At 69.1% G+C, this 24,992-nt stretch carries 24 protein-coding genes and 1 tRNA gene; 12 read left to right on the top strand and 13 right to left on the bottom strand.

Annotated elements, in window-relative coordinates:
• Positions 1-44 precede the first annotated feature (44 nt).
• The 5 genes from purH to htpX all read right to left on the bottom strand — a co-directional run bounded on the left by purH (position 45) and on the right by htpX (position 6,524).
• A complete protein-coding gene (gene purH / locus ACFQRC_RS08920; protein ID WP_379960222.1) occupies positions 45-1,634 on the bottom strand; it encodes a bifunctional phosphoribosylaminoimidazolecarboxamide formyltransferase/IMP cyclohydrolase in 1,590 nt (529 codons plus the stop codon).
• Between the two features lie 240 nt (positions 1,635-1,874).
• Entirely contained in the window at positions 1,875-3,617 is a 1,743-nt protein-coding gene (locus tag ACFQRC_RS08915) for a heparinase II/III family protein (RefSeq protein WP_379960219.1), read from the bottom strand.
• The gene (rpe, locus tag ACFQRC_RS08910) at positions 3,614-4,276 is read right to left on the bottom strand and encodes a ribulose-phosphate 3-epimerase (protein WP_379960217.1); all 663 of its coding nucleotides are present in this window, start codon (positions 4,274-4,276) and stop codon (positions 3,614-3,616) included. The genes ACFQRC_RS08915 and rpe overlap by 4 nt, the downstream gene beginning before the upstream one ends.
• A 59-nt stretch (positions 4,277-4,335) precedes the next feature.
• Complete coding sequence (locus ACFQRC_RS08905; protein WP_379960425.1) at positions 4,336-5,592, bottom strand: RsmB/NOP family class I SAM-dependent RNA methyltransferase; 1,257 nt, start codon at positions 5,590-5,592, stop codon at positions 4,336-4,338.
• Positions 5,589-6,524 carry a zinc metalloprotease HtpX gene (htpX, locus tag ACFQRC_RS08900; RefSeq protein WP_379960214.1) on the bottom strand — a complete coding sequence of 312 codons (936 nt, stop codon included), beginning with the start codon at positions 6,522-6,524 and terminating at the stop codon, positions 5,589-5,591. Before htpX ends, ACFQRC_RS08905 begins: the two co-directional genes overlap by 4 nt.
• A 68-nt stretch (positions 6,525-6,592) precedes the next feature.
• Between htpX and ACFQRC_RS08895 the strand changes: the two genes are divergently transcribed.
• Positions 6,593-6,763: a DUF1674 domain-containing protein gene (locus tag ACFQRC_RS08895; RefSeq protein ID WP_379960211.1), complete on the top strand. Its 171-nt coding sequence runs from the start codon at positions 6,593-6,595 to the stop codon at positions 6,761-6,763.
• A 92-nt stretch (positions 6,764-6,855) separates the two neighbouring features.
• Here the strand turns inward: ACFQRC_RS08895 and ACFQRC_RS08890 are convergent, their stop codons facing one another.
• Together ACFQRC_RS08890 and tsaD are read right to left on the bottom strand one after the other, a co-directional pair.
• Entirely contained in the window at positions 6,856-7,842 is a 987-nt protein-coding gene (locus tag ACFQRC_RS08890; protein WP_379960208.1) for an NAD(P)H-dependent glycerol-3-phosphate dehydrogenase, read from the bottom strand.
• A complete protein-coding gene (gene tsaD, locus ACFQRC_RS08885; protein WP_379960206.1) occupies positions 7,839-8,873 on the bottom strand; it encodes a tRNA (adenosine(37)-N6)-threonylcarbamoyltransferase complex transferase subunit TsaD in 1,035 nt (344 codons plus the stop codon). Before tsaD ends, ACFQRC_RS08890 begins: the two co-directional genes overlap by 4 nt.
• A gap of 88 nt (positions 8,874-8,961) precedes the next feature.
• Here tsaD and hemC point away from each other — a divergent pair, with 88 nt between their 5' ends.
• From hemC to ACFQRC_RS08870, 3 genes are read left to right on the top strand one after another with little or no spacing between them, the layout of a single operon-like run.
• Positions 8,962-9,873, top strand: a complete 912-nt coding sequence (gene hemC, locus ACFQRC_RS08880; protein ID WP_379960203.1) for a hydroxymethylbilane synthase — start codon at positions 8,962-8,964, stop codon at positions 9,871-9,873.
• Complete coding sequence (locus tag ACFQRC_RS08875; protein WP_379960200.1) at positions 9,870-10,574, top strand: uroporphyrinogen-III synthase; 705 nt, start codon at positions 9,870-9,872, stop codon at positions 10,572-10,574. The genes hemC and ACFQRC_RS08875 overlap by 4 nt, the downstream gene beginning before the upstream one ends.
• Positions 10,575-10,581: 7 nt before the next feature.
• Entirely contained in the window at positions 10,582-11,478 is an 897-nt protein-coding gene (locus ACFQRC_RS08870) for a hypothetical protein (protein ID WP_379960197.1), read from the top strand.
• An 18-nt stretch (positions 11,479-11,496) separates the two neighbouring features.
• Here the strand turns inward: ACFQRC_RS08870 and ACFQRC_RS08865 are convergent, their stop codons facing one another.
• Both ACFQRC_RS08865 and ACFQRC_RS08860 read right to left on the bottom strand, forming a co-directional pair.
• Positions 11,497-13,557, bottom strand: a complete 2,061-nt coding sequence (locus ACFQRC_RS08865; RefSeq protein WP_379960194.1) for a calcium-binding protein — start codon at positions 13,555-13,557, stop codon at positions 11,497-11,499.
• Between the two features lie 222 nt (positions 13,558-13,779).
• Positions 13,780-13,854: transfer RNA gene (locus ACFQRC_RS08860), tRNA-Gly, on the bottom strand.
• Between the two features lie 159 nt (positions 13,855-14,013).
• On the opposite strand from ACFQRC_RS08860, the gene ACFQRC_RS08855 reads away from it, so the two are divergent.
• From ACFQRC_RS08855 to ACFQRC_RS08845, 3 genes are read left to right on the top strand one after another with little or no spacing between them, the layout of a single operon-like run.
• Positions 14,014-14,925 (top strand): tetratricopeptide repeat protein, encoded by a 912-nt coding sequence (locus ACFQRC_RS08855; RefSeq protein ID WP_379960192.1) that lies wholly within the window; start codon positions 14,014-14,016, stop codon positions 14,923-14,925.
• A 23-nt stretch (positions 14,926-14,948) separates the two neighbouring features.
• Entirely contained in the window at positions 14,949-15,560 is a 612-nt protein-coding gene (locus tag ACFQRC_RS08850) for an LON peptidase substrate-binding domain-containing protein (RefSeq protein ID WP_379960189.1), read from the top strand.
• Positions 15,557-15,757 carry a Trm112 family protein gene (locus ACFQRC_RS08845; protein ID WP_379960186.1) on the top strand — a complete coding sequence of 67 codons (201 nt, stop codon included), beginning with the start codon at positions 15,557-15,559 and terminating at the stop codon, positions 15,755-15,757. Before ACFQRC_RS08850 ends, ACFQRC_RS08845 begins: the two co-directional genes overlap by 4 nt.
• Positions 15,758-15,791: 34 nt before the next feature.
• Here ACFQRC_RS08845 and ACFQRC_RS08840 read toward each other — a convergent pair whose 3' ends face one another.
• Positions 15,792-17,012, bottom strand: a complete 1,221-nt coding sequence (locus tag ACFQRC_RS08840; RefSeq protein WP_379960183.1) for an FAD-dependent monooxygenase — start codon at positions 17,010-17,012, stop codon at positions 15,792-15,794.
• A 97-nt stretch (positions 17,013-17,109) separates the two neighbouring features.
• On the opposite strand from ACFQRC_RS08840, the gene ACFQRC_RS08835 reads away from it, so the two are divergent.
• The 4 genes from ACFQRC_RS08835 to ribA all read left to right on the top strand — a co-directional run bounded on the left by ACFQRC_RS08835 (position 17,110) and on the right by ribA (position 22,264).
• Positions 17,110-19,425: a DNA translocase FtsK 4TM domain-containing protein gene (locus ACFQRC_RS08835; protein WP_379960180.1), complete on the top strand. Its 2,316-nt coding sequence runs from the start codon at positions 17,110-17,112 to the stop codon at positions 19,423-19,425.
• 87 nt (positions 19,426-19,512) lie between these two features.
• On the top strand, positions 19,513-20,133 hold the full coding sequence (locus ACFQRC_RS08830) for an outer membrane lipoprotein carrier protein LolA (protein ID WP_379960177.1): 621 nt from the start codon (positions 19,513-19,515) through the stop codon (positions 20,131-20,133).
• Between the two features lie 269 nt (positions 20,134-20,402).
• Positions 20,403-21,209, top strand: a complete 807-nt coding sequence (locus tag ACFQRC_RS08825; protein WP_379960174.1) for an exodeoxyribonuclease III — start codon at positions 20,403-20,405, stop codon at positions 21,207-21,209.
• Positions 21,206-22,264 carry a GTP cyclohydrolase II gene (gene ribA / locus ACFQRC_RS08820; RefSeq protein ID WP_379960171.1) on the top strand — a complete coding sequence of 353 codons (1,059 nt, stop codon included), beginning with the start codon at positions 21,206-21,208 and terminating at the stop codon, positions 22,262-22,264. The genes ACFQRC_RS08825 and ribA overlap by 4 nt, the downstream gene beginning before the upstream one ends.
• An 11-nt stretch (positions 22,265-22,275) precedes the next feature.
• On the opposite strand, the gene ACFQRC_RS08815 is transcribed toward ribA, so the two are convergent.
• Together ACFQRC_RS08815 and ACFQRC_RS08810 are read right to left on the bottom strand one after the other, a co-directional pair.
• The gene (locus ACFQRC_RS08815) at positions 22,276-22,947 is read right to left on the bottom strand and encodes an HAD family hydrolase (RefSeq protein WP_379960169.1); all 672 of its coding nucleotides are present in this window, start codon (positions 22,945-22,947) and stop codon (positions 22,276-22,278) included.
• 11 nt (positions 22,948-22,958) lie between these two features.
• Positions 22,959-23,627, bottom strand: coding sequence for a YggS family pyridoxal phosphate-dependent enzyme (locus tag ACFQRC_RS08810; protein ID WP_379960166.1), 669 nt, complete (start codon positions 23,625-23,627; stop codon positions 22,959-22,961).
• Positions 23,628-23,649: 22 nt separating this feature from the next.
• On the opposite strand from ACFQRC_RS08810, the gene ACFQRC_RS08805 reads away from it, so the two are divergent.
• Positions 23,650-24,186: a thiamine phosphate synthase gene (locus ACFQRC_RS08805; protein ID WP_379960163.1), complete on the top strand. Its 537-nt coding sequence runs from the start codon at positions 23,650-23,652 to the stop codon at positions 24,184-24,186.
• 63 nt (positions 24,187-24,249) lie between these two features.
• Here ACFQRC_RS08805 and ACFQRC_RS08800 read toward each other — a convergent pair whose 3' ends face one another.
• Positions 24,250-24,966, bottom strand: a complete 717-nt coding sequence (locus tag ACFQRC_RS08800; RefSeq protein WP_379960161.1) for a hypothetical protein — start codon at positions 24,964-24,966, stop codon at positions 24,250-24,252.
• Between the last annotated feature and the right edge of the window lie 26 nt (positions 24,967-24,992).

Below are 24,992 nucleotides of genomic sequence, written 5' to 3'. Positions count from 1 at the left end.
CGTGATCCTGGGAGCGCAACGGGCCTTGGGCGGCGGCGGTTCCTCTAGTGGCGGAAGTGCCGCATCCCGGTGAAGACCATGGCAAGGCCCGCTTCGTCGGCGGCGGCGATCACCTCCTCGTCCCGGATCGAGCCGCCGGGCTGGATGACCGCCGTGGCTCCGGCTTCGACCGCCGCCAACAGTCCGTCGGCGAACGGGAAGAAGGCGTCGGAGGCGACCGCGGAGCCGATCGTGCGGGGCTCGGACCAGCCCGCCTTCTCGGCCGCGTCCCGAGCCTTCCAGGCGGCGATGCGGGCGGATTCGAGGCGGTTCATCTGGCCGGCGCCGACGCCGGCGGTCGTGCCGTCCTTGGCGTAGACGATCGCGTTCGACTTGACGTGCTTGGCGACGGTCCAGGCGAACAGGCAGTCCGCCATCTCCTGGTCGGTCGGAGCGCGCTTCGTCACCACCTTGAGATCGTCACGGCCGATGTGGCCATTGTCGCGGGTCTGGACCAGATAGCCGCCGGCGATCGACTTCAAGGCGAAGCCGGACCGCGCCGGATCGGGCAGATCGCCGGTCAGGAGCAGGCGCAGATTCTTCTTGCGGGCGAAGATCGCGCGCGCCTCCTCGTCCGCGTCGGGGGCGATCACCACCTCGGTGAAGATCTGCGTCATCGCCTCGGCGGTCTCGCGCGTCAGGCGCTGGTTGACCGCGATGATGCCGCCGAACGCCGAGACGGTGTCGCAGGCGAACGCGGCCTCATAGGCCACCGTCAGGCTGCCGCCGGTCGCGACGCCGCAGGGGTTGGCGTGCTTGACGATGACGCAGGCGGGGCCTGCGCCGCGAAATTCGGCGACCAGCTCCAGCGCCGCGTCGGCATCGTTGTAATTATTGTAGCTGAGCGCCTTGCCCTGGACCTGCTCCGCCTGGGCGATGCCCTTGCTGTGCGGCCCGGCGGGGACATAGAGCGCGGCCTTCTGGTGCGGATTCTCGCCGTAGCGCAACTCCTCCGCGCGATTCATGATCGCCGGCAGCATGTCGGGGAAGAGTTGCCGCTGGTCGGCGAAGGAGAACCAGGAGGAGATCATCGAATCATAAGCGGCGGTGGCCGAGAAGGCCTTGGCCGCCAGCCGCTTGCGCAAATCGAGCGACGTCATGCCTTCGCTTGCGTCCAGCGCGGTGACGAGCTCGGCATAATCGGCGGGATCGGTGACGATCGCGACATGCGCATGGTTCTTGGCGGCGGAGCGCACCATCGAGGGGCCGCCAATATCGATATTCTCGATGATCTCGTCGCGCCCGGCACCCTTCGCCACGGTCTGGGCGAAGGGGTAGAGGTTGACGACGACGAGGTCGATCGCGCCAATCCCATGCTCCTCCATCGATGCGGCATGTTCCGGATTGTCGCGGACGGCGAGAAGGCCGCCATGGACCTTGGGATGGAGCGTCTTTACGCGCCCGTCCATCATCTCGGGAAAGCCGGTCAGGTCCGAAATGTCGCGCACGTCGAGGCCGGCCTCGCGCAGCGCCTTCGCGGTGCCTCCGGTCGACACCAATTCGACCCCGTGGCGCGCGAGCGCGCGGCCGAGCTCGGCGAGGCCGCTCTTGTCGGAAACGGACAGAAGCGCGCGGGTGATTTTCACGTCGGACATGGGGGTTCCTGATTGTGCGGTGAGGGAAGGTGAATGGGATGCCGCTCCCATAGCGCCATGCGAACCCGGTTTCAGCATCCAATTGCGAGCGGGCGCGGGCCTTAGAGCATGATGAGTCTGGATTGCACCATCTCGTCATGCTGAACTTGTTTCAGCATCCAAATCCGAGCCACATGACGGGTCGGTAGGTGGACCCTGAAACAAGTTCAGGGTGACGATTCAATGTAACCGCATCCCGCTCTATCCGGCGCGCTTGAACGTCCAGCTGATCGTCATCCCGTCGCCGGGCGTTTCGCCCGCCACGACGAGCTGGAGGCTGGCATGGGGCTTGGCCTCGCCGTCGATCCAGAGGCTGTCCTCGGTGCCGAGCCGTCCGCCCCGGCAGCGGAACCGCCAGACGGCGCCGCCCTTGATCCGGAGCAGCGCGCCCTGGCCGTCGGCGGTGGTCGTCACTTCGACCCCCGGCGCGAGATGGAAGCGGACGGCGAAGGGCACCGGCTCCGAACGCCGCCGCCGCCCCCGGGGAAGCAGGCTGTCCTCGCCGCCGAGCTCGGACCCGTCCGCGCTCAGGGTCAGCTGGCGCTGATGGACGAGGCCCAGCCGACGGACATAGCCGTCATGGTCCGCTTCGACCGTCACCGCCCCGCCGCTGTCGCTCCGCGACAGCTCGACCTGGCCGACGCCCTTGCCGAGCGTGCCGTCCGGGTGGATGGCGGTCGAGTTGCGGTCGTCCAGCACCAGGGTCGAATGGGCGGCGCTCGTCCTCAGACCCTCTGCCAGCGCGCGGGGCAGCGCCTCGCGGTCGGCCCCGACCCCGCCGCAATTGACCACCAGACGGTGGCCGCCGTCGCTGAATTCGAAGGCGAGGGTCGAGGCGCAGCCGCCGCTCAGCGCTCCGCCGGCCGGCGGAGGGGCGGCGTCGAGGATGCCGACGCTCTTCTTCGCCGCCAGCCGCTGATAACCCCAGCCCCGCGTCTGGCGCAGCGCCCGCGCCGGCGCGCCCGATCCCTCGACCGCAGCGATCACCCGGCGCCGCGACATCATGTTGCCGCCCTGCCAGCTCGACAAAGCCTCGTCGCCGAGCGTGACGGTAAGCAAAGCCGAGACCGATCCTTCGAGCGCCTCGGCGATTTCGTCGGGCATCTCTCGCCGCCCGGCGCTGTAGGCGGCGCGCAGCTGGCCGAGCAATTCGACGAGCGCGAGCTGCTCGGCCGGGGAACGGCTGACCAATCCGCCATCCTCGTGCTGCGACGCGACCAGGGCGCGCGCGAGCCCCCGTTCGCCGGCGCCGAGGCGCGCCGGCCCGCCCTGCACGACCAGCGCCGACGCGATGACGCCGCTCCAGGCGGTGATCCGCGGCAAGCCCGCCGGCGCCTTGTCGGCGCTCTTGTCGAGATGCCGCGCGCCCCGCGCGAGGGTGTTGAGCACGGCGGAGCGATAGACGAGGTCGGTGCTCGACAGGATATAGGGCGCGTAGGAGGACCAGAAGAGGATGCGCCGGCCCCACAGGTCCGCCCGCCAAGCCGGCTCGCAGACGCTTTCGGCATAGCTGTCCAGCCACTTGCGGACCAGCGCCTCGGCTGGCTTCGCCCCCTTGTCGCGGGTCGCGGCGGCGGCGAGATCGCGCAGCCAGGCGAAGCTCTGCAGATGCTCGACGAGGTCGGCGGGAAGCGACGGATCGTCGAACCGAAGGCTGTCCAGCTCGATCGCGCGGCCGCGATGCACGAACGTGCCGCCCAGCATTGCTTCCCCCGCCGCCTTGTCGCCGGCGATGGGGTCCTTGGGGACGGCGAGCAGCTTCAGCGGGAAGCGCCCGCGCAGGCGAAAGGCGTGGAAGGGCGTTCGCCAGGCGAGCCGGTGGAGCCGGTAAGCGAGGCGCTCCGACAGCGATACGCCGCGATCGTCGCCCACCTTGATGAGCCGTTTGCCCTCACCGATCTCCTTTTCCTCGCCGGTGGGATCGATGCGTTCGAGCAGGCTCACGATCCTCGCAGCCCCCTTATATTCTCGGCATATCGTTCCGGCCCGCCCCGGAAGGTGGCGGTGCCGGCGACGAGCGCGTCGGCGCCGGCTTCGATCACCCTGCGGCAATTGGACTGATCGACGCCGCCGTCGACCTCGAGGTCGATCGGTTTCCCAATTTTGTCGATCTGCTTGCGGATCGCCTCAATTTTGCGCAGCTGGCTGTCGATGAAGCTCTGGCCGCCAAAGCCCGGATTGACGCTCATCACCAGGACGAGGTCCACTTCCTCCAGCACATAATCGAGCATCTTGGCCGGAGTCGCCGGATTGAGGGACACTCCGGCTTTCTTGTCCAGCGCCTTGATGCGCTGGATCGTGCGGTGAAGGTGCGGCCCGGCTTCGGGATGGACGGTGATGATGTCGGCCCCCGCCTCGGCGAACGCTTCCAGAAAATGATCGACCGGCGAGATCATCAGGTGGACGTCGAACGGCTTGGCAGTGTGCGGGCGGAGCGCCTTCACCACGGCGGGGCCGATGGTGAGGTTGGGCACGAAATGCCCGTCCATCACATCGACATGGATCCAGTCCGCCCCGGCCGCGTCGATCGCGCGGACCTCCTCGCCCAGCCGAGCGAAATCGGCGGAGAGGATGGAAGGGGAGATGCGAACCGGCTGCTGCACACGCGATCATTACCCCAGGCGAGTCGCGTGGGGCAAGGAAAGCGGGGACTTATCCCCGTTTATTTGCGTCTGAGGCGCGCGATGAAGAAGCCGTCGGCGCCGCCCTGCGCCTCGAAGGTGCCGGGAAGGATGCGCAGGATGCCGTCATTGGGGCGCATTCCGCTGGGAAGCTCCTCCGGCGAGACCGGATCGAGGCGGTAATCGGGCCGGGCGGCGAGGAAGGCCTCGATCACTTTCTCGCCCTCCTCCGGCTCCAGAGAGCATACCGAATAAACGAGCGTGCCCCCGGGCTTCAGCCAGTCGGCGGCGCGGGCGAGCATCGCCTTCTGGCCCTCGGCCAGTTCGGCGACGACGCGCGGGCGGACGCGGTGGAGGACGTCCGGGTGACGGCGGAAGATGCCGGTGGCGGAGCAGGGCGCATCGAGCAGGATAGCGTCGGCGGGTTCGGCCGGTTGCCATTTCATCACGTCCGCCGTCAGTATCCGGGCCTCCAGGCCGGTGCGCGCCAGATTCTCGCGAAGTCGCGCGAGACGACTTTCCGAGGCGTCGATCGCGGTCACCGCGAAGCCCGCCGAGGCAAGCTGCATCGTCTTGCCGCCCGGCGCGGCGCAAAGGTCGAGGACAGCACGGCCCTCTCCGGCTCCGAGGAGACGCGCCGGCATCGAGGCCGACACGTCCTGCACCCACCACTCGCCCTTGCCATAGCCGGTGAGCCCGGCCACGGCGACGCCCCGCTCCAGCCGGAGATGGCGCGGCATCAGGCTGACGCCCTCCAGCCCTTCCGGCGGCGCGTCGGACGCGAAGACGAGGTCGAGCGGCGGCGGCACCGCGATGGCGCGGGCGGCGGCGCGGGCGACGGCGCTGCCCCAGGCCTGCTCCCAGCGATGCTCGACCGCCGCCGGCAAGGTCGGAATGTCGGGCAGGCTCGCGCCGCCGCGCATCACCGCGCTGAACACGCCGTGGACGAGCTTGCGCGGCCCGCCGTCGACCAGCGGCAGCACCGTCGAAATGGCGGCGTGGTGCGGCGTGTTCATCGCCAGCGCCTGGACCAGCGCGATGCGCAGCGCGAAACGGGCCTTGGCGTCGTCGGGCAGCGGCTTCCTGGTCGCGCCGTCGATCAGCGCGTCGAGATCGGTGAGGCGGCGCAACGCCTCGGAGGCGATGGCATGGGCGAAGGCGCGGTCATCCGATCGGTCGAGATCGCGCGCGGCGACGTCGAGCGCCGCCTCCAGAGGCAGGCCCTTGCGCAGCACCGCGTCGAGCAGGCGCAAGGCGGCGCGGCGCGAAGCCGTGCCGGGAGGCTCCCGCTCGCTCAGTCTCCGCGTCCCAGCGGATCGAGCGCGCTGGTCGAGCGGCGAGTCCTGGGAACGGAGGTGCGCGGCCGGACGGCGTCGGTCACCGGCGGCGGCGCGGCCAGCCCCATTCCATCCGCCAATGCGTGCAGCGCCGCGATCCGGTTGCCGGTGTCGGGATGGGTCGAAAACAGGCTGTCGCGGCCGGTTCCGCTCGGCACGATGTAGAGCGAGGCGGCGGCCGGGTTGCGCAGCGAAACCGGGTTCGGGACCCGCGCCGCACCCTGGGCGAGCTTGGCGAGCGCCGAGGCGAGAGCGCGCGGATTGCCGCTGATCTCGGCGGCGCCACGGTCGGCGCTATATTCGCGGGTGCGGCTGATCGCCATCTGGACGATCATCGCGGCGAAGGGCGCGACGATCACCGCCGCGATCATGGCCAAAGCGTTGCCGCGATTGTCGCCGCTCCTGAAGAACAGCCCGAAATTGGCCAGGAAGGAAATGGCGCCGGCGATCGTCGCCGTCATCGTCATGATGAGCGTGTCGCGATTCTTCACATGGGCGAGTTCGTGGGCCATCACGCCGGCCACCTCGTCGCGGCTGAGGATGTCGAGCAGGCCGGTCGTCGCGGCCACCGCGGCATTGTCCGGGTTGCGGCCCGTCGCGAAGGCGTTGGGATGCGGCGAATCGACGATGTAGACCTTGGGCATCGGCAGGCCGGCGCGGCCTGCGAGTTCCCGCACGATGTCGACCAGTTCGGGCGCCGTGCGGCCGTCCACCTCGCGCGCCTTGTGCATCTTGAGGACGATCTTGTCGGCGTTCCAGAAGGTGAAGAGGTTCATAGCCGCCGCCGCGACGAGCGCGATCATCGCTCCGCCATAGCCGCCGAACGTGTAGCCAAGGCCCATGAACAAGGCGGTCATCGCCGCCAGCAGCATCAGCGTCTTGAAACCATTCATCTTGCGTCTTCGCCTCCCACGTCCGAAATGTGGGTACAGCCACGCCTCGATTCAATCGGAAAACCCCCATGACCGGCCGCCGCCCAGACCATGTGAAGCCGCCCGCTTACCTTTCGGAGAACCCGCCCGTGCCCGCGCCCAGGCCGGCGGAAACGTCCGAGGAGCATAGCGGGCCGAAGGGGCGCGAGCCGACCCGCTACGGCGACTGGGAGAATAAGGGCATCTGCTGGGATTTCTAGGTCCGTTCCCGGGCGCAAGCCGGGGTCCAGCACCAGCCTCGAACTGGATCCCGGCTTTCGCCGGGAAACAGCAATGCGCGGACACGACGCGCCTATACGCGCTCGGTCTTGAGCGGCCGCGACAGCAAGGCTTCGACCACTTCGTCCACCGACGCCTCGCCGGCGAGCAACGCGCAGACGGCGGCCACGATCGGCATATCCACACCCATGGCTTCGGCCGCCCTCTTCAGCACCGGGGCGGTATGCGCGCCTTCCGCCACCGTGCGCCGGTTGGAGAGCAGCGTGGCGGCGGAAATCCCTTCTCCCAGGCCCTTGCCGAGGCTGAAATTGCGCGAGCTGGTGGACGAGCAGGTGAGGACAAGGTCGCCCAGTCCCGACAGGCCCGCCAGCGTCTCGGCCCGCGCGCCCCTGGCGAGGCCGAAGCGCGTCATTTCGGCGAAACCGCGCGAGATGAGGGCGGCGCGGGCGTTGAGGCCCAGGCCGCGCCCCTCGACGACGCCGCAGGCGATGGCGAGGACGTTCTTCACGGCCCCGCCAATCTCCGCCCCGACCACGTCGTCCGACAGATAGGGCCGGAACCAGGGCCGCGCGAGCCGCGCCGTCAGCGCCTCGCCCAGCTTCCGATCCTCGACCGCCAGCGTCACCGCGGCGGGAAGCCCCGCCGCGACCTCGTGAGCGAAGGTCGGCCCCGACAAGACCGCGACCGGGGCTGCGGGCTGCGCCTCCCGCGCCACGTCGTGCATCAGCTTGGTCGTCGCCTCCTCCATGCCCTTGGCGCACAGGATCAGCGGCTTGTCCCAGCGGTCCAGGCCGCCCAGGACCGCGCGCATGTGCTGGGCGGGAGTCACGATCAGCAGCGCGTCGCAGGACGCTAGCGCGGCGAGATCCGGAGTGGCGCGGATCGCCGGGCTGAGCGGCACGCCGGCGAGGAACAGGCTGTTCTCATGGGCGGCGTTGACGCTCTCGACCACCTCGGGTTCGCGCGCCCAAAGCAAGGTCTCCTCGCCGCCGGCCGCCGCGACCTGCGCCAGCGCCGTTCCCCAGGCGCCGCCGCCGACCACCCCCAGTCGCTCGATCATGCCTTCACTCCCGCGCCGCGCGCTTTCTCCGCGTCCGGATCGAGCGGCCAGCGCGCCCGCGCCGGCGCGTCGAGCCCGTCCACCAATCCCTGTTCGTATCGAAGCGCGCCCGCCCAGGCGATCATCGCGGCATTGTCGGTGCACAACCAAAGCGGCGGCGCGACGAAGGGCAGGCCGTTTTCCGCCGCGAGGGCGGTGAGCGCCGAGCGCACCGCCTGGTTGGCGGCGACTCCGCCGGCGACGACCAGCGCCGTTGCTCCTTCGGCCCGGGCGAGGGCGCGGGCGGTGCGGTCGACCAGGCAGTCGACCACCGCCTGCTGGAAGGAGGCGGCGATATCCTCGGCGCCGTGCCGGCCGGAATCGCGGGCGCGAAGGACGGCGCTCTTGAGACCCGCGAAGGAAAAATGCGGCTCATTCGATCCGAGCAGCGGTCGTGGCAGGGGCACGGCGCGCGGATCGCCCGCCTCCGCCGCCCTTTCCACCGCCGGCCCGCCGGGAAAGCCGAGGCCGAGGAGCTTCGCGCTCTTGTCGAATGCCTCGCCGGCCGCGTCGTCGATGGTCGTGGCGAGGCGCCGGTAGCGGCCGACGCCCTCGACGAAGAGCAATTGACAATGGCCGCCCGAGACGAGCAGCAGCAGATAGGGGAAAGCGAGGCCGGGCTGGGCCAGCATCGGCGACAGCGCATGGCCTTCGAGATGGTTGACCGCGATCAGCGGCCTTCCCGACGCCAAGGCGAGTCCCTTGGCAGTCACGAGACCGACCATGACGCCGCCGATCAGTCCCGGCCCGGCGGTCGCCGCGATGGCATCGACCTCGTCCAGCGCGACATCGGCCTCGCGAAGAACCGCCTCGACCAGGGCCGGCAATATCTCGACATGAGCGCGCGCGGCGATTTCGGGGACGACGCCGCCATAGGGCCGATGCGCCGCCTCCTGCCCCGCCAGCCGGTGCGCCAGGATGCGCCGGTCTGACGTCACCAGCGCGGCGGCGGTCTCGTCGCAGCTCGATTCTATGCCGAGGATCAGGCTCATGCGGATTCTCCCTGCCACCGGCTCGGGGATGCGGCAAGCCGCGCCGGCCTCTGGCACCGTCCGGCGAAACCCTCTAGCACGAGCGCCCATGGCTCGACCCCTTCGCATTGGAACCCGCGGATCGCCGCTCGCGCTCGCCCAGGCACGGCTGGTGGCCGAGGCGCTGCGCGAAACCCTCGGCTGGGGGCCGGAGCGGATCGAGATCGTGCCGATCACCACCAGCGGCGACATGATCCAGGATCGGCCACTGTCGGAGGTCGGCGGCAAGGCGCTGTGGACCAAGGAGCTGGACCGCTGCCTGCTCGACGGCCGCACCGACATCTCAGTCCATTCGATGAAGGATGTCGAGACCCTTCGCCCAGCCGAGCTGCGCATCGCCGCGATGCTGCCCCGCGCGGACGTCCGCGACCGGCTGATCGGCGCGGAGAGCCTGGAAGCGCTGCCCCAATGGGCGCGGGTCGGCACCTCGTCGCCCCGGCGCGCGGCGCAGCTTCTCGCCCGCCGGCCGGACCTCAACATCGTCGCCTTCCGAGGCAATGTCGCGACCCGATTGCGCAGGCTCCAGATGGGCGAGGCCGACGCCACCCTGCTCGCCGCCGCCGGCCTCGACCGGCTCGCCCACCCCGAAATCGGAGTCGCGCTGGAGGAGATGCTGCCGGCGCCGGCGCAGGGCGCGGTGGGCGTCGAGGTGCTGGCCGAGAACCGGCAGGTCGCGGCTGTCGTCGCGGCGATCGGCGATCCCGCCACCGAGGCGTGCGTCTCGGCGGAACGCCGTCTTCTCGAAGGCCTTGGCGGCGATTGCCGGTCGCCGGTCGCCGCGCTCGCGCTCCTCGATGACGGCGCGATCCACCTTCGCGCCGAGATATTGACCGGCGACGGTTCGGAATGCGCGCGCGGCGAAATCCGCTTTCCGGAGGGCGACGCCCAGGCCCCGCTCGGCCTGGCCGCGACCCTGCTCCGCCAGGCGAGTCCCGCCTTGCGCGCCCTCTTCGCCGGGTGACCCGCATCCTGATCCTGAGGCCCGAGCCGGGCGCCGGGGAAACCGCCGCGCGGGCGCGGGCGCTGGGCCTCGACCCGGTATCGGCCCCGCTCTTCGCGATTCGGCCCCTCACCTGGGTGCCGCCCGCGGTCGGAGGGGCGGAAGCGGTCCTGCTCACCAGCGCCAACGCCGCCCGGTGCGGCGGCGAAGCGCTCGGGGCGTTTGCCGGCCTGCCCTGTTACGCCGTCGGCGACGCGACGGCCGCCGCCGCGCGCGTCGCGGGCTTCGCGGATGTCCGTGTCGGGTCGACCGACGGCGAGGCTCTCGTGGAAATGATGGCGGTCGACGGAATACGCGGCGCGTTTCACCCCTGCGGACGCGACCATATCCCGCTGGAGCATTCCCGCATCGCGATCGAACGACGAATCGTCTATGCCTCGGTCGGCGTGGAGAGCCTGCCGGACGCGGCCGCGGCGGCGCTCCGGTCCGGTGCGCTGCCGCTCATCCATTCGCCCCGAGCGGCGGCCTTGTTCGCCGATTTGGTGGACAAGGCTGGCCTCGACCGGCACGCGATCGCCGTCGCCGCGATCAGCGAGGCGGCCTCCGCCGCCGCCGGCGACGGTTGGCGGGCCAAGGCGGCGGCGGACGAACCCCGCGACGACGCATTGCTGGAGCTTGCCGCGAAGCTGTGCCAGACTGCCGCCGGCGGCGGGGCAGGATAGAGAGCGAATGCGAATGGATTACGAGCGGGTCGATAGCGGGAAGTCGGGTAAGCGTTCGCTTCTTTCGCTGCTGCTGCTCCCGCTGGTCGCTTTCGTTGCCGGGCTGGCGGCGATGGGCTGGCTGCTGGTCAATTGGGACGACGCGGCCTCGTTCCTCGGCATCCGGCCGGCCGCGCCGGTGCGGATCGCGATGGCGCCGCCGCCGGTCACGATCGAGGCGCCCCTCGCCCCGGCGGCGGGCGAGACCCAGCGGCTGGTGATCGACCCGGAGATCACGCGGCGGGTCAACCTGCTGGAACAAAGGATCGGCCAGATCGACACGCAATCCCGCGCCGCGGTCGGCAATGCCGACCGCGCCGAGGGCCTGCTCGTCGCCTTCGCCGCCCGCCGCGCGCTCGATCGCGGGGTCGCGCTCGGCTATATCGAGGGCCTGCTCCGCCAGCGCTTCGGCGACAGCCAGCGCCAGGCGGTGGCCACGATCATCACCGCGTCGCGCCAGCCGGTGACCCTGGAGGAGCTTCAGGACGGTCTCCAGGAGGTCGGCCCCCAACTCACCGGCGCCGGCCCCGACCAGGATTGGTGGAGCGCGCTCAAGAACGAGCTCGGCACCCTTGTCACCGTGCGCAAGAGCGACTCGCCCTCGACCATGCCGGCCGAGCGGCTGCGCCGCGCCACGCGCCGGCTGGAGGCGGGCCAGGTCGACGTCGCGCTGGCCGAAGTGCTGCGTATGCCCGGGCGCGAGAATGCCGAGGAATGGATCGCCGCCGCGCGCCGCTATGTCGGCGCGCGCCGCGCGCTCGACACGATCGAGACCGCCGCCTTGCTCGACCCGCGCAACCCGCCCAGGACGGCCGGCGAGCTCAGGCCGCAACCGGCGGCCGGCAGCCCGCTCTCCGCCACCTGAGCGGGCGAACCGCCCCGGTCAGCCGACGAAGGTGAAGTCGGCGGCGGCGAGCGTCGTCACGCCGTCCAGGGTGGCGATCAGCAATGCCTGCTCCGGGCCGGCCGCGCCGTCCTGATCGAACCACAGGCGCGAATCGTCGGTTTCGAAGAGGAAGACCGGCCCGGCCCCGGTGGCCTCCGGCTCGGTCACCAGGAGCAGCCGGAAGGGATCGTCCGCGCCATAGCCGAAGCGTGACACCGACAGTTCGAGCTTGTCGATGCCCCGCGCGAAATCGGCGATGACGTCCGAAGGCCAATAGGTGCCGAGGAAGTTGTCGCCCATTTCAAGCACGAATGTGTCGCGCCCGCCGCCGCCGATCAGGGTGTCGGGGCCGCTGCCGCCGTCGAGCCGGTCGTTGCCGCCGCGGCCGTCGAGGATGTCGTCGCCGCCGCTGCCGAGGAAGGTGTTGACCGCGGCGTCGCCCAGCAGGACGTCGTCGTAGAAGCTGCCCTCGAATATCTCGACATTGCCGTACCGGTCGCCCTTGGCGCTTCCGTCACTGGCCGAGGGCGTCGTCAGGTCGATGGTGACGCTGCTATAGCTGGGATAATAGGTCACCATGTCGATGTCGGCGCCGCCGTTGACGACGTCGCCGATCCAACGGCCGGTGCCGTTGTAGAAGTCGCCGGAATAATCGTCTTCCATGTAGAAGGTGTCGGCGCCGCTTCCGCCGACCAGCTTGTCGGCGCCCTCTTCGGAATAGATGATGTCGTCGCCGGTGCCACCGTCGAGCGTGTCGTCGCCGGTGCCGCTGTCGTACAGCGTGTCGTCGCCCGCGTCGCCGTAGAGCATGTCGGTGCCGTCGTCGCCGTCGAGCCGGTCGTCGGAATCGCCGCCCCGCAGGATATCGTTGCCGCCGCCGCCGGAAAGCTCATCATCGAGATCGCCGGCGGTGACGCGGTCCGCGGCCGTGCCACCGGCGAAATCGAGGCGTTCGAAACCGTCGAACCGGGCGCCGTTGTTCATCAGGTTGACGCCGGTGACAAACGCGAAATTCTCCGCCACCGCGGAGGCGGTGAAGGAGAGGCGGATCGTGTCGATGCCGGTACCGCCCTTGCCCTCGTCGCCGATCCCCATCAGCACGTCGTCGTGGCCGGTGCCGCCGTCGAGCACGTCCTTGTCGGTGCCGCTCTCGCCCGACGCGGTGGTGAACCAGTAGAATTCGGAGGAGAGGGAGTCGTCGCCAGAGCCGCCCAGGATCGTGTCGGCGCCGCGTCCGCCGGTCAGATCGTCGTTGCCGATGCCCCCGTTCAGCTTGTCGGCGCCGTCGTCCCCGTCGAGATCGTCATTGCCGTCGCCGCCGGTGAGCGTGTCGTTGCCGTTGCCGCCGTCGAGATTGTCGTCGCCGATCCCGCCGTCGAGGAAATCGTTGTTGGTCTCCCCGAACTCGTCGCCATAGAGGTCGTCGTCACCGGCGCCGCCATAAAGCTTGTCCGCTCCGTCGCCGCCATAAAGGGTGTCGTTGCCGGCCATCCCCCTCAGCGTGTCGGCGCCCTTGCCGCCCTCAAACTCATCGTCGTGCCGCCAGCCGGTGAGCGCGTCGCTGAAATCGGTGCCGACCAGGTCATATTGCTCGACCCGGATCACCGACAAGGTGCCGAAGCTGGCCGCCTGCCGCGGGTCCAAGGCGGTGAAGATGAGGCGCGCCGTTCTATCGGAATAATCCGCGATCAGCATGTCCGTGCCGGAGCCGCCGTCGACAATATCGCGGTTCATCTCGGCGACGGTGCCGACGACCAGCCGATCGTCGCCGTTGCCGCCGTTCAGCGTGTCGCGCCCGAGGCCACCGACCAGATAATCGTCGCCCGAATCGCCGTTCAGCGTGTCGTTGCCGAACTGGCCATAGATATAGTCGTCGTTGAAGCCGCCGTTGAGCGTGTCAGAACCGCCGATGCCGTCCTCATATTCCTCGTCGCCATAGATGCTGTCCGAGCCATAGCCCCCGCTGATGATGTCGGCGCCGAGCAGGCCGTAAATATAGTCCCCGGCATAGGTGCCGGTGAGCCTGTTGTTGGTGTTGGTTCCGGTGATCGACGCCATGCTGGTCCTCCCCCTGGCCGAAGCCTTGTTCGAGCTGGATATATTTGCCGCCGATCGCGCAGCGGGTAAAGTGGGAAAGATGAGGTAAGTCGTTGAACCGGAAAGCCGATGCCGATGAGACGAAGACTCGCTTTGGCGCGACGAAACGGCAAGGCGCAGGATCGCCCCGGCCGGCGGGCCCATGGCCGCCGATCCTGCTTGCGCATCCCTTTTCATGAAAACTGGAGCGGGCGAAGGGATTCGAACCCTCGACCCCAACCTTGGCAAGGTTGTGCTCTACCCCTGAGCTACGCCCGCTCGGCGGATCGCCCGGCAACGAGGCGCGGGCGATCAAGGCGGCGGCGGTTAGCATGGGGTCCGCGCACCCGCAAGCCCGAATTCGGCCACCGACGAGCGGGGTTGGCAGGGGCGGTCCTCATCCCACATAGGGGCGGAATGAACCCGGGAGAATGAGACGTGGCGACGTTGGGCATGAGCGCGGCCGAGAAGGACGCGCTGGAGACATTCAGGCGCGACGTCGTCGAGCCGTCGATGACCGGGCTGGTCATCCTCGATTTCTGGGCCGAATGGTGCGGGCCCTGCAAGCAGCTGACCCCGATCCTCGAAAAGATCGCCGCCGATTATGCGGCGAAGGGCGTGTCGCTGGTCAAGATCGACGTCGACGCCAACAAGACGATCGCCGCCCAGTTCCGCGTCCAGTCCATCCCCACCGTCTATGCCTTGTTCCAAGGTCAACTCGTCGCCGATCTGACTCCCGCCCGGACGGAGAGCCAGCTCACGCGGATCCTGGACCAGTTGCTGGCGCAGCTTCCGATCGAGGGCGAGGCGCAGCAGGCCGAAGCCGAGATCGCGCCGCTCATCGACATGGGCGAGGAGGTTCTCGCCGGCGGGGACGCCGCGCGCGCCGTCTCCATCTTCCGGCAGATATCCGAAATGGCGCCGGACCATCCGGAAGCTATGTCCGGCCTCGCCCGCGCGCTCGTCGCCAATGGCCACGTCGAAGAAGCACGAGCGCTTCTCGACGGTGTCCCGGAAAGCATCGCTGGCGACCCGGCGATCGCCCGCGCGCGATCCGCCGTCGAACTGGCCGGGGCGGCGGCGCCCGACGTCGACACCAAAGATTACGAGCGAAGGATCGCTGCCGATGCCGGCGACCTGGAGGCGCGCTACGAGCTGGCCGGCGCCTTGATGGCCAGAGGCGAGCGCGACGCCGCCGCCGACCAGTTGTTCGAGATCATCGGCCGCGACCGCGACTGGAACGAGGGCGCGGCGCGAACGCGGCTGCTGCAATTCCTGGAGGTCGTCGGGCTTGAAGACCCCTGGGTCTCGCAGCAGCGCCGGCGGCTTTCCGCGATCCTCTTCACCTGATGGAGGGCGGCGGCCTCCTCAGGGTGCCGATCTTCCCCTTGGCGGGAGCCTTGCTCTTCCCGCGCATGCAATTGCCGCTTCACATTTTCGAGCCGCGCTATCGGGCGATGGTGCGCGACGCGCTGGCGAGCGACGGGATCATCGCCATGGTCCAGCCGCGCGACGAGCGCCGGCCGCCGGCCTTGTTCGAAATCGGCTGCCTCGGCCGGATCGTCGGTTCGGAGGAGATCGAGGGCGGCCGCTTCAACATCGTGCTGGAGGGAATCGGTCGCTTCCGGATCGCGCGCGAGGCGGCCGTCGATACCCCCTATCGCCAGGTCGATGCCGATCCCGGCGACTTCGACGATGATTCCGATCCGGACCCTCTCGCCAGCATCCAGCGGGCCGAGCTCGAGCGCGAGGCGCGGCGTTATGCCGACGCTTTGGGCTATGCCGTCGACTGGGAAGCGGTCGGCCGGCTCGACGACGAGATGCTGGTCAACGGCATCGCCCAGATCGCGCCGCTCGACACCGGCTCCAAGCAGGCTTTGCTCGAAGCCGACGGCCTCGCGGCGCGCGCGGACCTCCTCGTCCAGTTCATGCAGTTCCAGCGCATGCTCCCGGGCGGCGCCGACGGACCGGAGACGATGCAATGAGCATCGATCCGGCGCTGCTGGAGAAGCTGGTCTGCCCGGTGACGCGAAAGCGGCTGCGCCACGACGCGAATTCCGACGAGCTGATTTCAGACGAAGCCGGCCTCGCTTATCCGATTCGCGACGGCGTGCCGGTGATGCTGGTCGAGGCGGCGCGAGAGCTCGACCGGGCTGGGCCTGACCCATCCCGCTCGTCCTGAGGAAGGGCTGAGCGGGAATTCAATATCGACCGCGCTAGATCGGCAATCCCCGCAGGAGCAGCGGGAGCTCGCCGCTTTCGCCTCGTGCCTCGGCCATCAACTGATCCTTGAGGGGGCGGATGCGCTGGACCGCGCCCATGCCGAAGCGGCGAATCGCCGAGGCGGTCCTGCCGGGAATGCCGTAGAGGCGCGTCAGACCGTCGGTCGCCGCCGCGACCATGAGCGTGTCGAGGCTCCGCCAGCGCTCGTAGCGGGAGAGCAATTGCGCATCGCCGAGGTCGAGGCCGAGCCGCGAGCCTTCGACCAGCACCTGCGCCAGCGCCGCCGCGTCGCGAAAGCCCAGGTTGAGCCCCTGGCCCGCGATCGGATGGATGCCGTGCGCGGCGTCGCCGACCAGCGCCAGCCGCTCGCCGGTGATGGTGGCGGCATGGTGGAAGCCGAGCCGGTAGCTGGCCCGGGGGCCGGCCAGCTCCACCTTGCCGAGGAAGCCGCCCATCCTCTTCTCGATCTCGGCGGCCATGGCCCGATCCGGCAGGCCGAGAATGGCCGGAGCGTCGTCCGCCTTGACCGACCAGACGATCGCCGAGCGCCCGAGGCCATCGGTGCCCGGCAGCATCGGCAGGATCGCGAACGGCCCAGCCGGATAGAATATCTCGTACGCCACATTTTCGTGGCTCCGCTCGTGCGTCACCGTCGCGATGATCGCGGCATGGTCGTAGCTCCACCGCGCGATCGGGATGCCGGCCGCTTCGCGCGTCGGCGAGCCCCGCCCTTCGGCGCCGACCAGCAAAGGCGCGGCGAGCAGCCGGCCGTCCTCCAGCGCGACCCGCGCGCCGCTGCCGTCGCGGACGGTTTCGGCGGGCCGCGCCGGCATGACCAGCTCGATATTCTTAGCCGCCAGCGCCGTGTCGCGCAGCGCCGCGCGGAGCAGCCTATTCTCAAACATGATGCCGAGCGGATCGTCGCCGGCCGGCGGATCGAAGACCAGGCCGCCGGGCTCCAGCCCGTCGCTGACCCTGATCGAGCGGATCGGGCAGCCATGGCCTTGAAGGCGCTCGCCCACGCCGATCGCCTCCAGCATCCGCCAGGACGCGCTCGCCACCGCCGTCGCCCGCCCGTCATATTGGGGGCTGAGGGTCGTCTGGGGGTCGGCGGGATCGACGACGATGCTCGACAGGCCATGGCGGTCGAGCGCGATGGCCAGGGTGAGCCCGACCAGCCCTCCGCCGAGGATGATGACGTCCGCCTGGGTCATTTTGTCGCCTTAGCGATGCAATGGGGCAACGCCAAGCGCTTGACCCCGGACTCGCCAAGGGCGCATTAAGGACGAGCGGAACATACGGGGCACGATCGTGGCGACATCAGCGGCGCGCGGCGCCCGGCCGGGACGGCTGGCGCAATGGCGGGACGGCCTCAAGAAGGGGGCGAGGAGATCGACGACCCTGGTCGGCGGCGTGGCGCTGGTCGCGGCCGCCTTGCTGGCCGCGCTCGCGCTCGTCAGCTATCGGCCGACCGATCCGGCTTTCAATACGTCGGCCGCGGGGCCGGTCAACAACTGGATCGGACAGACCGGGGCCTATGCCGCCGACCTGCTGCTGAGCCTGTGGGGGCCGCCGGCGGGGCTGCTCCTGCCGCTCGTCCTGGTGCTCGGCCTGCGCCTCCTGCGCGGCGCGGACGCGGGCCGCTGGCTGCGCGCTCTGCTCCTGTCCATCGCCGGCATCGTCCTCCTCGGTACGGCGGTGGCCTTGCTGTTCGGCGGCGCGGTCAACGGGCTCCCCGCCGGCTGGGGCGGGGCCTTCGGATTGTGGCTGGCAAAGCTCGCCGACATGGGTTTCGCTTTGATGGGCGAGCCCGGCATCGCCGAGCCGTTCCGGGTCGTGACCGTGGCGCTGCTGGCGCTGGCCGGGCTGTTCCTCTGGTATCTCGGGCTGGGTCTCCGCGCCGAGGAGCGCCAGTGGCTGGCCCGGCACGAACGGGCGCCGCGCCGGTTGGAGGATCGGCGCGAGGATCGCGAGGAGCCCGCCGAACGGCCGGCCCGCGCGGCGGTGGCCGCCCCGTCGGAGGCAAAGCGCACGATCATCGCCGACCGCGCCAGGACGCCGGACGCCGGGCGCCGCCCGCAACGCGAGCGCCAGCCCTCGCTCGCGCTCGGCGACGCTTATGCGCTGCCGACTATCGACCTCCTCAATCCGCCGCCGCCGGCGTCCCGCGAGACGCTCGACAAAGCGAGTCTCGAGCGCAACGCCCGCTTGCTCGAATCGGTGCTCGAGGATTTCTCGGTTAAGGGCGAGATCGTCGAGGTCCGACCCGGGCCGGTCGTCACCATGTACGAGCTGGAGCCGGCCAGCGGCATCAAGGCCAGCCGTGTTATCCAGCTCGCCGACGACATCGCCCGCAACATGTCGGCGCTGTCGGCGCGCGTCGCCACCATCCCCGGCCGCAGCGTCATCGGCATCGAGCTGCCCAATGTCAGGCGCGAAATGGTGACGCTCTCCGAGCTCATCGCCAGCCACGCCTTCGAGGATCAGGTCGCCTCGCTGCCCTTGATCCTCGGCAAGAATATCGCCGGCGACCCCGTCATCGCCGATCTGGCGCCGATGCCGCACCTGCTCGTCGCCGGCACCACCGGATCGGGCAAGTCGGTCGGCCTCAACTGCATGATCCTGTCCCTGCTCTACCGGCTGACGCCCGAGCAGTGCCGGATGATCATGATCGACCCCAAGATGCTCGAGCTCAGCATCTATGACGACATTCCGCACCTTCTCTCGCCGGTGGTCACCGAGCCCGCCAAGGCGATCCGCGCCTTGAAATGGACGGTCGAGCAGATGGAGGAGCGCTACCGGATGATGGCCTCGGTCGGCGTGCGCCAGCTCTCCAGCTTCAACGCCAAGGTGCGCGACGCCAAGGCCAAGGGGCAGTCGCTCGGTCGCCGGGTGCAGACCGGCTACGACCCGGATACCGGCCAGCCCAAATATGAAATGGAGGAGCTGGACTTCGACGTGCTGCCGCAGATCGTCGTCGTGGTCGACGAGCTCGCCGACCTGATGATGACCGCCGGCAAGGAGGTGGAATTCCTGATCCAGCGGCTGGCGCAGAAGGCGCGTGCGGCAGGCATCCACCTCATCATGGCGACGCAGCGTCCGTCGGTCGACGTCATCACCGGCGTCATCAAGGCGAACCTTCCGACCCGCATCTCCTTCTCGGTCACCTCCAAGATCGACAGCCGCACTATCCTTGGCGAGCAGGGGGCGGAGCAGCTGCTCGGCAAGGGCGACATGCTCTACATGCCCGGCGGCAAGCAGATCGTCCGCGTCCACGGCCCGTTCGTCACCGACGAGGAGGTTCGCGCCGTCGCCGACCATTGGCGGAGCCAGGGATCGCCTGAATATAATATGGCGGTCACCGAGGAGCCCGAGGATGGCGGCTACGTCTTCGAGGGCCAGCCGACGGGAGAGGACGACGCCGACAGCCGGCTCTACCGCAAGGCGGTGCAGACTGTGGCCGAGAGCCAGAAGGCGTCGACCAGCTACATCCAGCGCCAGCTCCGCATCGGCTACAACAACGCCGCCCGCCTCATCGAGCGGATGGAGAAAGAGGGCCTGGTCAGCGTCCCCGACCATGTCGGCCGCCGCGAAGTGCTGATCGACCCCGAAGGCCACGCGATCTGAAGCCTGAACTTTTGGGAACCGCCGGGTTCACGAGGCATTCAATCGCCAAATCCCATATCCCCCGCCAAACAAGGACGGAGACTGTACATGATGCGTTTCAAGACGCTCGCTCTCGCCGCTGTGCCGATCGCGCTCGCCGCCCCGGCGCTCGTCGCCGCGCAATCCGGCTCGCCGCTGTCGCGGGTCAGCGCGCATCTGAAGGCGGTCGACACGATGACCGCCAATTTCAGCCAGACCGACCGCAAGGGCCAGACCTTGGGCGGCACCCTCACTCTCAAGCGCCCGGGCAAGGTGCGTTTTCAGTATCAGAAGGGTGTGCCGATGCTGATCGTCGGCGACGGCAAGGCGCTGACCATGATCGACTATGAGGTGCGCCAGGTGTCGCGCTGGCCGATCGGCGATTCGCCTTTGTCGGTGCTGCTCAACCCGAACAAGGATCTGGCCGGCGTCGCCAAGGTGCTGCAGGACAACGATCAGGTGCTGCTTGTCCAGGCGCACGATCCCAAGAAGCCCGAATTCGGCACGATCACCATCGCCTTCGCCAAGGTGGAGAGCGCGCCGTCGGGACTGATGCTCCAGGGCTGGACGACCCTCGACGCGCAGAACAACCGGTCGACCATCAAGCTGTCGAACCAGAAGTTCAACGTTGCCGTCGCCGACAGCGCCTTCCGCTGGACCGACCCGCGCAAGCGCGGCCCGAGAGGCTGATACGCGGCTGAAAACCGTGGTCAAAAGTTAACGTCATTCATCCGGGCGACAGGAAGGGCGCGCTAAAAGAGAGACTGCAATCGTGAGTCTCCCCTTCGGGTTTTCCCCCTGTTGCCCGGACCGGAACTTGCGGTTGACCTCGCGTAACAACGCGCTTGGTTGGCCCCCGCTCCACGCCCCCGGAGCGGGGGCCTTTATTTGTCCGCCCTATCGGCCGATGTCGGCTGACAATGTCGACAGCCATCGTCCCGCCCGCTACAGCCCGGCCCATGTCTTCCACCCTGAAAATCGCTTCCTGGAATATCAATTCCGTCCGCGCCCGCATCGACATCGTCGAGAAGTTTCTCGCCGAGGATGCGCCCGACATCCTCTGCCTCCAGGAAACCAAGGTCATCGACGGCGATTTCCCCAAGGCCATGTTCCAGCGCCTCGGCTACAAGCACATCATGCTGTGCGGCCAGCGCATGCACCATGGTGTCGCCATCGTCAGCCGTGTGCCGATACGCGAGGATGCCGAAAGCTGTTGGCGCTTCGATTGGCAGGACAATGGCGAGGCGCGCCACCTGGGCGTGCAGCTCGAATGCGGCATCAGGCTCGAGAATGTCTATGTTCCGGCCGGCGGCGACATTCCCGATCGCAGCCTCAACCCCAAATTCGGCCAGAAGCTGGATTTCATCGAGCGCATGACCCGATGGTCGGAGCAATGCGGCCGGCCGACGGTGCTGGTCGGCGATTTCAACGTGGCGCCGCTCGAATGCGACGTCTGGAGCCACAAGCAGCTATTGGGCGTCGTCAGCCATACGCCGATCGAGGTCGAGGCCTTGGGACGCCTCCAGCAGAGCGGCGACTGGGTCGATCTCGGCCGGCACTTCTACCCGGCGCCCGGCCGCCTCCACACCTGGTGGAGCTACCGCTCGCCCGACTGGACCAAGAACGACCGGGGGCGGCGGCTCGACCATATGTGGGCGACTCCGGACGTGGCGAAACTGGCGCGCGCCCATGCGGTCCACGAGCATTGCCGCAGCTGGATTCGGCCGTCCGACCATGTCCCGCTCGTGACCGAGTTCGCCATTTGACCCGCGGGCGCCCGGACGCCCGCAATATCGCCCGCGCCATCGACGCGCTGCGGCGCGGCTGGCCTATCGCGATCGACGACATCGGCTTTCTGGCGGTCGAGACGGCCGACGAAGCGGCCCTCGCCGTCTTCGATGGCGATGCGCCCGCCGATATCCTGATCTCCGGCAATCGCGCCGTCACCCTGAAGCTCGCCAACCAGCGAGACGCCGTACCGACCGGCCCGGTGCGGATCGCGCGCGCGCCCTGGGTAGGCCTCGCCGAAGCCACCGCCATCGCCGATCCCGCACTCGATCTGGTCGCCCCGTTCAAGGGGCCGTTCCAGGCCGTCGCCGGCGATTGTCCCGAGGCGGCCGCCGCGGCGTTGCGTCTCGCCCGGCGCGCCGGCCTGCTGCCCGCCTTCTTCGTCGGCGGCCGGGGGGATTTGGAAGTCTCGCTTTCCGTCTCAGCCATCGGCGCCTACGATGCCAGCCCTTCGCTCGTCATCGCGTCGCGCGCGCGCTTGCCGGTCAAAGCCGCCGAGACGGCGGAGATCGTCGCCTTTCGCTCCACCGAGGACGCGGCCGAGCATGTCGCCCTGATCGTGGGTGCCCCGACCGAAGAGCCGCCCCTGGTGAGGCTGCACAGCGAATGCCTGACCGGCGATGCGTTGGGCTCGCTCAAATGCGATTGCGGGCCGCAGCTCGACGACGCGCTGGCGGCCATCGCCGCCTCCGGCTGGGGCATCCTGCTCTATCTCCGTCAGGAAGGCCGCGCGATCGGCCTCGTCAACAAGCTCCGCGCCTATGCGCTCCAGGACCAGGGCTTCGACACGGTCGACGCCAACATCCGTCTGGGCTTCGACGACGACGAGCGCGATTTCTCGGTGGCGGGCGCGATGCTCCGCTTGCTCGGCCGCGAGGAAGTGCGCCTGCTGACGAACAATCCCCGAAAGGTGTCGGGGCTGGAAAGCGCCGGCATCCGGGTCGCCGAACGCATCCCCCTCAAGACCGGTACGAATCCGCACAATCAGGCTTATCTCGACGCGAAACGGCGGCGGAGCGGCCACCAGCTTTGACCGTCATGGCGTCATGACGCTTCCAGCCGCTCGATGACATGAGCGGCTTCGGCATAGGTTCGGGCGCAGCGATGCGCGCCCGCCGCCAGCAGCCTTTCCGCATGGCCGTCGCGGATGTGACTGGCGGCCAAGAGCCCGATGACGGTCATACCCGCCGCGGCGCCGGCGGCCGCGCCGACCGGATGATCCTCGATGACGAGGCAGGTGGACGGCGCGAGGCCGAGCCGGGCCGCGACGTGGAGGTAGATGTCCGGATGGGGCTTCCCGCGAGTCATGCGGGCGGCGCTGTAGACATGGTCGCCGAAATGCGCGGCGAGGCCGAGCCGGGCGAGCGTGCCGTCCAGCCATTCTTTCTCGCTCGACGAAGCGATGGCGAGTCGGCGACGGGCCTGACCGGCGAGGAAAGGCGCGATGCCCTCGATTGCCGCCATTTCCTCCGCTCGGGCGGCGACGGCCGCGTCAACGAGGGATCCGAGCTCTTCGCTGTCGAAACTCTGGCCCGAATGCTCTTCGATCCTTCGATGGCAGTCGCGCCAGCGCAGGCCCGAATAGCGCGCCACAGCCTCTTCTCCGCTTATTTCGTAGCCGAGCTTCGCCAGCACGTCGGCCATCGCCGCGTTGGCGAGCGCCTCGCTGTCGACGACCACGCCGTCGAAATCGAAGATGATGGCCTCGAACCGCATATCGCCGCGCCTCAGCTACGCTCCCCGAACAAGGCGGTGCCGACGCGGACATGGGTCGCGCCGATCGTCACCGCCGTCTCGAAATCGCCCGACATGCCCATGCTGAGACCGGGCAGGACATGACGACGCGCCAATTTGGCGAGGAGCGCGAAATAGGGCGCCGGCTCGACATCGGCAGGCGGGATGCACATCAGCCCCGCGACCGGCAGCCCGGCCTCGGCGCAGCGCTCCAGCAGATCCGGCAGCTCCGCGACCGGGCAACCGCCCTTCTGCGATTCGACGCCGACATTGACCTGGATGAAGCAGTCCGGTCGCCGGCCGGCTTTCGCCATCGCCTTGCCCAGCGTCGAGACCAGCGACGGGCGATCGACCGAATGGATGGCGTCGAACAGCGCCACCGCCTCCTCCGCCTTGTTCGACTGGAGACGGCCGATCAGGTGCAATTCGATTCCGTGAAAACGGGCACGGAGCGCCGGCCATTTCGCCTCCGCCTCCTGCACCCTGTTTTCGCCGAAGACGCGTTGACCCGCTTCCAGCAGCGGAATGATCGCCTCGGCCGCGTGCGTCTTCGAGACCGCGATCAGGGTGATCTGATCTGCGGAGCGGCCCGCCAGGCCTCCGGCGCGGGCAATGGCGGCACGGACGAGGTCCAGCCGCGCGGCAGGTGATGCGTCGGTCATGGCGGCTGCTATAGGAAGCGCCATGCGCCGCCGCCAGCCTCTCCCGCGCCTCTGGCTGATGACCGACGAACGGCAAGGGGAGGGCCTGTGGCGGGCGCTGGAAAGGCTGCCGCGCGGCGCGGGAATCATCTTTCGCCACTACAGCCTGCCGGCCGGAGAACGCCGCGCGCTGTTTGAGCGGATAAAAGCGGTCGCCCGGCAAAAGCGCTTGATGCTGCTTCTCGCCGGGTCGGCGGGCGAGGCGCGCGCCTGGGGCGCCGACGGCAGCCACGGGCGCGGAAGCCGGCGGAGCCTGGGCTTGCGCAGCGCGCCGGTCCACGATCTCGCCGAGATACGCCGCGCCGAACGGGCAGGGGCGGACATCCTTTTCCTGTCACCGGTCTTCGCGACTCGGTCCCATCCCGAGGCGGCGGTGCTCGGCCGTGTCCGATTCGGCTGTCTCGCGAGGAAAACGCGGCTCCCGATCATCGCGCTTGGAGGCATGAACGCCGAGCGCGCGCATTCGCTCGCTCGGTTCGGACCATATGGCTGGGCGGCGATCGACGCCTGGCAGGAATAGCCAGCGGCTCGGGGAGGGCGGCTCGAAGGACCTGGGGACGATTCGACCCTGGTCGAACCTGCTTTAGAAGCGGAAGGCGGTGCCGATATAGACGGCCTGGCTGTCGCGCCGTTCGTCTTCGAGCGGCTCGAGGCGGTCGCGCTGGATCTTGTAGCGGACGCCGCCCGTCACATCGAGGTTGCGGGCGATCGAATAGGATCCGCCAACGTCCAGCGAATAGCTCTGCTCGTCGGGTAGAATGCGGGCCTGGGTGCCGTCGGTGCGCTCGGCTCCGACCAGGACGCGGCCGGTGAAGTCTTTGGCGGCATAGCTGACGCCGACTTCCGCCGCCTCGCGGCCGCCCGGGAGCAGCCCGCCCCGAACCTTGGCGATGTCGCCGGACAGGGCGAAGCGCCTCCAGCCGACCGAGACGCCGAGATTATATGCGGTCGGCGTGATCGCCGTGATCGCGCTGGCCGACGATTCGCCGATATCGCGCGCGGCCTCGGCCGTGGTCGTGGCGCGGGCGCGGACGGTGACGCGGACGGCCTTGCTCTTGTCGGGCGAGGCCGCGGTCGGCGTGAACCGGAAACTGTTGGCGGAGAGGCCCCGGCGGGCGAATTCCGCCGCGAGCCGAGGGTCGGCGACGGCGGGTGTGAAGCTGCCCGCGCGGTAGGACGGGGCCGGACGCGGCTTCTTGGCGACATCCTGGCTGGTCGCCGCGATGGCGGGCGCGAGCAGGAGCGACAGCGCGGCAAGCGACATCCCTCCGACAGCAGCAATCCCACCCAGCTTCATCACGTCATTCGACTCCCTGTCGATCCGAT

Source organism: Enterovirga sp. GCM10030262 (assembly GCF_042666435.1).
Taxonomy (GTDB): Bacteria; Pseudomonadota; Alphaproteobacteria; order Sphingomonadales; family Sphingomonadaceae; genus Allosphingosinicella.
The sequence above is the reverse complement of the archived record's forward strand: the minus strand, read 5'-3'. Positions and strand labels throughout refer to the sequence as shown.